The sequence below is a fragment of the Alkalitalea saponilacus genome (assembly GCF_900168165.1).
Classification (GTDB): Bacteria; Bacteroidota; Bacteroidia; order Bacteroidales; family Marinilabiliaceae; genus Natronoflexus; species Natronoflexus saponilacus.
This window is the reverse complement of sequence record NZ_FUYV01000036.1, coordinates 1-10469: the sequence shown is the minus strand read 5'-3', so window position 1 is coordinate 10469 and position 10469 is coordinate 1. Positions and strand designations below refer to the sequence as shown.

The 10469-nt window shown below is 32.4% G+C and carries 6 protein-coding genes; all 6 read left to right on the top strand.

Annotated elements, in window-relative coordinates; translation table 11 throughout:
• The first annotated feature begins 382 nt into the window (after positions 1 to 382).
• The 6 genes from B5X70_RS17095 to drmB all read left to right on the top strand — a co-directional run bounded on the left by B5X70_RS17095 (position 383) and on the right by drmB (position 9910).
• The gene (locus B5X70_RS17095; RefSeq protein WP_079559128.1) at positions 383 to 1330 is read left to right on the top strand and encodes a DUF5655 domain-containing protein; all 948 of its coding nucleotides are present in this window, start codon (positions 383 to 385) and stop codon (positions 1328 to 1330) included.
• Positions 1302 to 1721 carry a hypothetical protein gene (locus B5X70_RS17090; protein WP_079559127.1) on the top strand — a complete coding sequence of 140 codons (420 nt, stop codon included), beginning with the start codon at positions 1302 to 1304 and terminating at the stop codon, positions 1719 to 1721. The genes B5X70_RS17095 and B5X70_RS17090 overlap by 29 nt, the downstream gene beginning before the upstream one ends.
• Positions 1722 to 2035: 314 nt before the next feature.
• Positions 2036 to 2947, top strand: a complete 912-nt coding sequence (locus B5X70_RS17085; RefSeq protein WP_079559126.1) for a hypothetical protein — start codon at positions 2036 to 2038, stop codon at positions 2945 to 2947.
• Positions 2944 to 4416, top strand: a complete 1473-nt coding sequence (locus tag B5X70_RS17080) for a hypothetical protein (RefSeq protein ID WP_079559125.1) — start codon at positions 2944 to 2946, stop codon at positions 4414 to 4416. The genes B5X70_RS17085 and B5X70_RS17080 overlap by 4 nt, the downstream gene beginning before the upstream one ends.
• A complete protein-coding gene (locus B5X70_RS17075; protein ID WP_079559124.1) occupies positions 4413 to 8015 on the top strand; it encodes a helicase-related protein in 3603 nt (1200 codons plus the stop codon). The genes B5X70_RS17080 and B5X70_RS17075 overlap by 4 nt, the downstream gene beginning before the upstream one ends.
• 5 nt (positions 8016 to 8020) lie before the next feature.
• Positions 8021 to 9910, top strand: coding sequence for a DUF1998 domain-containing protein (gene drmB / locus B5X70_RS17070; RefSeq protein WP_079559123.1), 1890 nt, complete (start codon positions 8021 to 8023; stop codon positions 9908 to 9910).
• Positions 9911 to 10469 lie beyond the last annotated feature (559 nt).

The window sequence follows — 10469 nt, the reverse complement described above, 5'->3', positions numbered from 1 at the left end:
TGAAGAAGACGCTTTTCGTGAATTTCAATTCTATCGAATGTTCAAGATTCTTTATTTCTGAAGAACTTCCATTTTTATGAAATTCATTTGCTTCGAGAAACATGAAATTTGGCAGAAAACTTCAAGAAATCCAGATAATTACTATTTTTAAAGTGAATTTTTAACGAATTGATTGAATTGAAATTGAAACTACATACAACATTGTGTAATAACCAATAGCTTTTGGTTCGGCAAAATAGTCACCCCCCTACCCCGCGCTAACTTTTGCAACGGCGGACAAGGACGCAGCCCGCAAAAAAGCCACTGGTCATACACAGGTACGTTGGCAACAACTGTAGGAAGCCACAGAACATAATAGAAACCAAAAGGGAAGAATAATAAAATGGCAATATTTGAGATAGACAAAGGAAAAGCAAAACGAGTTCGATTAAGTGAATTCAAACTTGAGAAAGACCTACAACGACTTGTTGAAGAGAACGTTGAGACAATCTTTAATTGCCGATTTATTGCAACAGAGTTCTCTACAGGAAATATTCATTCTGGACGAATTGACTCTTTGGCGATTTCAGAAGATAATAATCCTGTAATTATTGAGTATAAAAAAGTTGCATCGTCTGATTTAATAAATCAAAGTCTTTATTACTTACATTGGATTAGAGACCATAAAGGGGACTTTCAAGTAGCTGTAAATAAAAAATTCTGCAAAGAAATAGAAATTGATTGGTCAGACATTAGAGTAATCTGTCTTGCACCTGAATATAAAAAATACGATTTGCATGCTGTTCAAGTTATGGGAGCAAATATTGAATTATGGCAATATAAGATTTACGAGAATGGAATTTTAAGCATTGACGAGGTTTATAAAAGAACATCATCAGTTACTGCATCTAATCAAGACACTGAAGACTTTAATGGTAAAAATCCAGTAATGGTTGAAGCAGGAAAAAAGGCAGCTTTAACAAGGAAAACTGGTTCATATACCATTGAAGAGCATTTTGAAAATTTGAATGAAGAAATGCAGGAGTTATTTCAAGCCATACGTGAATATTTGACAGATTTAGATAACTCAATAGAAGAAGCTCCCAAGAAGAAATATATTGCATACAAAACCAGTCAAAATTTTGCATGTATACAAGCATCAAAAAACAGGATAATTATTTATTTGAAACTTGATGCTTCCCAAGTTAACCCTATTCCCAAACAAGGTAGAGATGTAAGTAAAATTGGACATTTTGGCACAGGTGATTTTGAGTTGACAATTAAAGATTTAAAAGACTTTGAAGAAACTAAGCATTTGATTAATGAAGCATACAAAAATATCGGAGGATAACATGAAAATAAATTGTATTGAAATATTGATAAATGACGAAGAATTAGGCTGTCAACTGACTTTCTCCGATAAAAAAGAGTTAGGAGAAGATTCTGAAAATATGACAGTTCAAGAACTAATAGATTCATTAGGCAAGTATCTTTTAATACAAAGGTCATATCCAGAAGATGAATTTGAAAGTGATTACATTCACTTTGAAACTCATGATAAGAAATGTTCGGGAGAATTAATTGATTATGAGATGTTTTTATCCAAAGAACGATTTGAACTAAATCTGCTAAATGAAAAGATTGAAGTATTAATAAATCCGACACAAAAAGAATATTCTGAGTTAAAAAAGATACTTCCAATTTTGACAAATAATAGCGGAAAAATAACTGTGAGTGACTGATAAACAGCAGTTGCCAACAGCAAAATATAATTAATTGCGGTTTTGGTGCGGATAATCAACATTATCACCCGCTTCAGCCCCGGTGCTTTTCGACAGGAAAGTGCCACGCATTCCGCAACTAATCATATTTGCGGACCGTTGTGTGCAACCCTAAAAGAAGACACGACCGACAATAAACGAACAGAAAAATGAAAGACAAAGTGCCAACGCTTCTGCAAAATCAAAAGAGTTGCATCCCAACGCTCAATGCCGACACAATGCAGCACATTTGCTTTTGCCCCTACGCACACGACCAACTAACAGACTTTTCATAAATGATATTAAACGAGACATATTATCAGAAACTTTTGGAGAAATTCAATGATGTTCAACATCTTGAGACAAATTTTTCTAACAATATTATCGCCTTGACTGTAAAAATTATTCTTAAACACTTCCAAGAAAACAAACCACTTCACATAAACTTTCAAAACTCAAAAGAATCTTTGTTGAAAGTTGCAGGACATCTATACATAGAGTTGGCAAATGATATTTATAAAAACCATTATGACTTGCCAGACAATTACTGCATAGGTGATAAATTAAAAAGGATTAGAGATAACCAGTATTACGAAATAACAAATATTGGAAAAGACGATTATACTCTCAGGCAAATTTTAAGAAAGAGAAAAACCGAAATTTCACCCGCTACCCTTTCAGGAATAAATTATGACAGGTTGACGAAAAATTTTGTGAAAATTGATAAAGGAACGGGAATTAGCGAAAGAACCATAAAAAACTACTTTTCATTTTTTGAAAATCTCAATAATGAGAAAAGCGATTTTCCAAGACTGAACTTTGACAGACATACCGTATTCATTTCTAAAAAGCCATTATGGGATAGTTTAATCGAGAAGAATAAAATACCATCAATCTATTTACCTAACTCAAGAGAAGAAAACCACCTTTCAGAAACTAAATCAATTCCAGCATTATCAGATTGTCTTGTTTATTTTACTCCAAAATATGAAGTCTGCTATCAGCAAATTATACAGCAAGACAAAAAAATAAAATCAATAATTGTCTTCGATACAGAGGCAGCCCAGATTGAACAAATGATACTTGACAAACAAAGATTTGGCTTCAATTTAATTGTACTGTCAAATAGTCTTTCCCCTCAAAAAAACACTTCAATACCTAGTTGGAATTGGTTCAAAGAAGAAATCGACATAGTAAATGCAATATGATTAAATTCAGAAACATACCTAGTGCCGAAATAGAAAGCTTTATCGGACATCTTGATAACAAAATATCATTTCTCAATTCCGAGTTTGGTATCGAATTAAAATCATACGGTAACATTTTGAGAATAGCTATAAATGCAATTCAAAAGGATACAATTGAAAATCTAATTGAAAGAGTAAAAATAAACAAGGAACTTGAAAAGGCATTAGATAATGCAGGGGGCTACACAATTGATTTTCTAGGAGAAAATAATCCTAAAAATGAACTACTTGAAATACTTGACTATTTAAAAACAAATTTACCCAAGCAAGAAATTTTAATAAATCACTTAAACCAAATAGATAAGAGGGCGATTGCCTTTTTTGACAATAATGATATTGATTTTGCCACGAAGCACATTAAAAACAGAAGGGTAGATATTCAGCCTTTTTCTGCGTTAAAGAAATTGCACCTTGAAAACAGAACACTTGTTTTTCATAGTTTCAATGGTCAAAAGGATTTTGATTTACTATACAATCTTGATAATGAAGTAGTCCTTATAGTTTATAAACAAGAAAAAAATCTTTACTACAAGTATTTAGACCAAAGAAAAAAACTGATTGAACAGGAGATAAAATCAATTGACAGATTTTCGATTTGCGGAATTGAATATCAGGAAACTCGCAATTATTTGATTGATGTAAGTTCTACAATCAATGGGATTGTGTCAAGATTAGATGATTTGGGAAATAGAGCTTATGATGGTTACAAAAATGAATGTGATATTTTACTTAATGACAGTGAGGAAAAACTTGTTTACAAAATAACCACAAACCTTTCGGAATTATACCTTGAAAGTAACGATACGGTTTTTACAGAACGTGGAGAATTGAATAAAACCTATAAAGTAAAAGTTGGCGATAGAATTAGAGTTTATCCTAAAGAGGAATTGGCTGTAAACTTATACCAAGTGGCGGTTGAAACTGAACCTGAAATTTTCGGAAAAGTAGAGGAACATTCTATTTATTGGAAACAGTTAATAAATGAAATGAGACATAAATACGGGGATGAATTGCTGTATCAAAAATTAAAAGAAAGAGGTCTAAGAATATTGCCAAACACATTAGCAAGTTATGGTAAAGGGTACAGGAAATTTCCTATGTTCAACAATGATTTGCGTGCTATTTTCAAGCTTTACCATTTGGAAAAATCAGACATTGATATAGATTTAATGGTTAGACCAATTTTCAAGTCTAAAACAACCTATAATAGCACAATGATTGTTCTTGGTCGAGGTTTAAAACAAGAATTACGCTTGTTTTTAAAAGAAAATAAAATTGGCGAAATTTTACAAAAGCGAAACTTTAATGCAACTACATTAAAGACTTTTGTGGATGAATATATGCCTTTGCATATCGTAAATAGCAAAGATGTTTTTAGTGAGAATATTGAAACATTGGACGAATCAACTTTACAATTAATTGAATTATGAGTGTAAAAGAAAATAGAGACATCTTAATCGAGCGAGTAAAAAAGGAAATTATAGGCCCAGGCTCAGATATTTTTCAATGTCGTGAGGATTTCAGCAATGAGATAATTGAAGGAAAGCCTTTGCAAAGATATTTTTCAGGAATTCTTTTCCCAAAGCAACTCCAACCTAATGGTAGTGATAATGGACAAGAGGAAATGAAAGAGGAAGACGAGGACGATTTGACTGATTTAACATCAGACATAACTGATGGAGAAACAAAAGAAATTGAGATTTTTGATGAAGAGGAGGACGAAACGGACAAAACAGACACCCAACCAAAATATACATCAAACACATTTTTTTCTTCACATTTTGGGATAACATTTGCCGTTGACAAAACTTGCAAAAACTTTAAAGCAACAATCAATTTTGGCATTTACAAGAAAGCTAATTTTTCGGAAATTAAAATTCCATATAGCGGAGAAGGAATTCACTTTTTGGAGCAATTCGGACTTAGTAATTTTATTTCTTATGATGCCGAAAATAAAACACTATCACAATCACAAAAACTTCAAAGAACTAAAGACGGAAAAATTACACCCGAGTACCTACATTTTCAGGATTGTCTAAAATCATTAAGGCAAAATACTGATAAGGATTTTGCTCTCTATAGAGTAATTTCTAAACTCTTTTTCAAAGACAAATACAAGAGATTTGATAACTCAATTACGTTAGACATAAATGTTTCAGACATTGAAGCTGCTCCAAATAAGCATTTAGAATTGATTATTTCCGAACAGCCTAATTGCAACTCTGAAAATTGGAACAAGGAAATGAAAGAAAACCTTGTTTTCCATTTAAAACTATACTCCAACTACGCTGATAAATATTACATCAAAGCAGTAATTGAAAACAAAGTACAGATACCAAAGGATAAGTTTTCATTATCGAAAGAAAAAGTCAATCAAGTAAGTTGTTTTCAATCAGAGATTAAAATTGAAAGTGAAAACCTACTGCCGTTTCGAGATTATAAAACTCACTTATACAAAACTGACGAAGATAAAATGTTGGATTATCTCTATCGAGAAAAGCTTGCATTTGGAATAGGTCATAATACTGCTTGTAATTGGGAAAATGCACAATCTCCAAATACTCCACAATGGATAGAATCAACATTTTTACCTGAATATGATGTAAAAAGCCAAAGTTCCGAGACAGACAAAATCAAAGGCGAAATTCTAAATATCAAAAATCTTTCAGTTTTTAATACAGACACAAAAAGCATAATTGCAAATCTTATTAAAGTTTCAGAAGCCTATAAGAATTGGATTGAAGATGAACGAAAATCTGCAAACGGAAATGAATTAGGTCTGAAAAATATTGTAAAATGTGAACAGATATACAGTCGAATAAGTAACGGTATAAAACTGCTTTCAGAAAATGACAATGCCTTACGAGCATTTCAGTTAGCAAATACCGCTATTTATTTGCAAATGTTTCAAACTTCACAGCATTTCAATACAAAAAAGGAGGGTTTTGAAGTTTGGGAACGAAATGAAGTTTTGCAACATAATTTTCAAGATTATACCAAATTAGATTTTCCGTCAGATAGAGTTCCTGAATGGAGACCATTTCAGTTAGCGTTTATTTTGCAATGTTTAGCATCATTTGTTGATGAAAATAGTAAAGAGAAAGAGTTAATAGACTTATTGTATTTCCCTACGGGAGGTGGAAAAACCGAAGCATATTTAGCAGTTTCAGCCTTCTTGATTTTTTGGCGAAGAATTCAATACCCAACGAGTTATGATGGTGTAAACATCATCATAAGATATACGTTGAGACTTCTTTCTGCACAGCAATTTGAAAGAGCTTCAAAAATGATTTTAGCTTGTGAATTTATTAGAAACAATCACAAAGATTTAGGCGACAAGAAAATTACAATAGGTTTTTGGGTGGGTAAGCAAACTATACCAAATAGTCTTGCAGATGCACAAAAGAAATTACAATCTACTCAGCAAAAACTTAATCAAGGCAATACATATTTAGTTAACCCTTTTCAGCTTTCAAATTGTCAATGGTGCAACACGAAAATCATAACCAAGATTACACAAAAAGATACTACTTATCAAATCGGACACAGGGTAGATAGGCAATTAAAAAGCCATTGTTTAAATGACGCTTGCAATTTTTCAGAAAAAAATGGAGGCTTGCCAATTGTTCTGATTGATGATGACATTTATTCAAAACCACCAACTATTTTATTTGCAACTGTTGACAAATTTGCTGCTTTAGCTTGGAAAGGAGAATCGACATCACTTTTTAATAATGGCTCAAACAGAAAGCCTGAATTGATAATTCAAGATGAGTTGCATTTATTGAATGGCACATTAGGCAGTTTAGTAGGTTTATTTGAAAATGCCCTTTTGGAAATTTGCGACAATCCTAAAATAATTGCTTCAACAGCAACTGTAAAAAATGTTGACAAACAAATATTGGGTTTATACGGTCGTAATGCAAGAGTATTTCCTCAATATGCAACAAATTCAGATGATACATTTTTCTCAAAAGTAATTGATGAAAGTAAAAGAAAATACATAGGTGTTTTACCTACCGGTAAAACCACAGTAGTTACCAATCTTCAATTATTAGCTTCGCTAATGTTTGCAAGGTTAGAAATATGGAAGAAATCCACTGATAAATCTGATGCCGATAGTTTTTGGACTTTACTTTCATATTTCAAAAGTCTTAAAGAAATCGGTCGATTTTCAAACAAAATAAATTCTGAATTGAAACCCATTATCAAACAATTGCAAGTAAGATATCTAATTGACGATTATAATTCAGCAAATAATTATCTCAAACTTTCTTACAGAAACATTGAATTAACAAGCAGAATACCAAACGAAAAAATCAAGAAGAACCTCGATAAGCTCGACATACAATTCAATGGCAATTTAAAAGACCATAAAGCCTATGACCTTGTTCTTGCAACAAATATGATAAGTGTTGGTCTTGATGTCGGTCGATTAGGAGTTATGATAATGAATGGAATGCCACCAAATACTGCCGAATATATTCAGGCAAGTAGCCGTGTTGCGAGAAAAAATGAAGGTATTGTCTTTACACTTTTTGACCCATTCAACAGCAGAGATCTATCGTTTTATGAAGATTTCGTGCAGTTTCATAAAACATTTTATAAGCAAGTAGAACCATTGAGTGTGACACCATTTGCAGAAAATGCTTTAGACAAAATGTTGTTTACTCTTATCCTCGCCTATTTTAGACACAAAACCCCATATACTAGCAACGAAGCTGCAAATTCAATTGTAGATGATAGAATTAAGAATGAACTCAGGAACAATCTTTTAACCCTTTTCCAAAATCATCAATTCGCTCAAGAAGATGTTCAACTCATAATGGAAAAAACAGATACCATTTTGAGAGATTGGAGATATAAAGTTGATGCTGAAAGAAACTTAAAATATTATTGGTACAATCATCCAAAAGAATCCTTAATTGTGCCTTTGCAAGAAAAGAAAAATGATGATGAAACCCTTGTTGCAATGCAATCAATGAGAAGTGTTGAGCCAAGTGCAGAGATATTAATTAGACAATATTAGAAGATATGCCAAACGATAAAATAAAGCACGGTAGAAGCAAGCATATATCAAACTATGGCGGAGTTGGTTCACTAATTGAAACAACAGATAATTCAATAATTATTGAAACATTTGACAATTGGGGCTATTCCGACTTAAATGAGAAATTAGCTCATTACATCATAAAAGATGATAGGCTTTTACAGCGACTTAAAAACAAATTCCCGAACCTTAAACATTTGGTTTCAATCCCTACTGATAGAGATTCCTTTTTACATCAAGTCAGACCAAAAGCAAACTATTTTCCCAAATGGTTTTACTGTACGTACTGTAATCGCTTTGCATCATACTTTGAATGGAAGAACAGATGGAGAAGTGCAGGGAAAAATCTTGATTTTTTCAATCCACCGAAATGCAGTAATAAAGTATGTAAGGAAAATCATTTAGAACAGATTCGATTTGTAATGACTTGTAGTAACGGTCATATTCACGATTTGCCTTGGGAATATTGGAATAATAGATTGGCATCTGATAAGAGTAATGTAGAAGAAAACGAAGACGACAATAAAAATGAAAAACAAAGTGGTCCTCAATTAGATTACACGAAAAGATGTTGCGAACAACAAGACTTAATCTACAAAATAAGCCGAGAAAACACAGAACTTTCAGGTATTTGGATTGAATGTAAAAGTTGTAAGAAAAAAGCAAACCTTAAAGGTATTTTCAATTTTGAAAAGAAATGTGATGGCAAAAAATATTGGTTAGGTCAACTTAACGGCAAATTTCACGAAGAAGAATGCGGTATAACAATGCAACCAAGTATTTCTGTAAAGCTAAAAACCAGTAATAGTGTGTATTATGCCAATACACTGAGCAGTCTTTACATACCTGAACTTCAAAATCCGCTCTCTACAGAGATAAGAATAGATATTGACAATATGGTAGAAAGTGAACAATTCACAACTGAACAAATTGTTCAACTAATAAGCATTCAAAAGAAAATTGATAAAGAACTTGTTTTGCAATATTTGGAATCAGGTGAGATAAAATATATTCCCGATAATGTTTACCGACAAACCGAGTACGAATATTTTTTAGAGAAAGAACAACCAGACAATAAGCAGATAAAATTTAGAGTGATTGACTGCACCGAACAAATAAATGGTTTCTCAAAATTGGTTAAGATTGATAAGTTGAAAAAAACAACTGTTCAGACATCTTTTACAAGGAACGAACCAATTGATATAGATTCAATCTTACAAGACCAAACTGAATACGAATATTCGGTTCAAAGACAATCAGTTTCAAAGAACAATTTTGATTCTAAAACTTTACCTGCTTTAGAAAGTTACGGAGAAGGTATTTTATTCATTTTGGATAAAAGCAAATTAGAGCAATGGGAGAAGCAACAAGATGTAATTGAAAGAACAGAAAAAATTAAATTCAATGCAGAAAGTGCAGATTGGAAATCTCATCAAATTATTGCAAAGACATTAACTCCAAGAAAAGTACTGATACATACACTTTCACATCTAATAATGAGAGAATTGGAATATGTATGTGGCTATCCATCATCTTCACTTTCAGAAAGACTTTATGTCAGTGAAACAATGCACGGATTTTTAATATCTGCATTTGATGGTACAGACGGTTATTTAGGTGGACTTTCAAATCTTTGCAACGACTTAGAGAACTTGAGAAAAATTATTGAAAGTTCAATATTCAGAGCAACTGACTGTTCTTCAGACCCAATTTGTATAGAATCTGAAGGACAAGGAGTAGGACAGCTAAATCTTGCAGCTTGCCATTCCTGTACTTTGACTCCTGAAACAAGTTGCGAACTTTCAAATCTTTATTTAGACAGAAATTTAGTAATACACAATGAATTTGGATATTTCAAAACAATGATAGACTAATATGCCAACGCTATTGGTGGCACATTTGCAAAACCGCTCAAGCCAACACACAATCCAAGTTTTGCAAAAGAGCCACCAAGCCAACGCTCGATAGAACAGACACTAAATGACTGATAGCCAAAATAAATTGAAAGAAGGGCAGCACACAACATCGTATATAAAACATTTGGCAGTCAGTGGGTTATCGAGCGTTTCAGCTCGTATCAACAGCACTTGTAACTTGACAGGAAAGTGCTTCGAAATGCCAAACGTTTCATATACGTGACCGTTGTATGTAATTCGACAGAAAAGAAAGAACCTATTTAACCAGTTGACTTTTAAGACTTAGGCGCTGAAAATAAAACTGAGAATAGTCGAAAAATTCGATGATTTGATTTTTAAAGCATTGAATTTTTCGGAATCCGATGTTTGAAAAAAAATCGCAGAACTCTGAAAATCAATAATTATGTAAAACTTTCGAGAAGAATGAATCTTGAAAGACAAGAAATTTTCGGCGGCTGAATGTTTACAGATGGAGAAAATCGAAGATTTTCAAAATTTTTACGCGAAATATTTGATG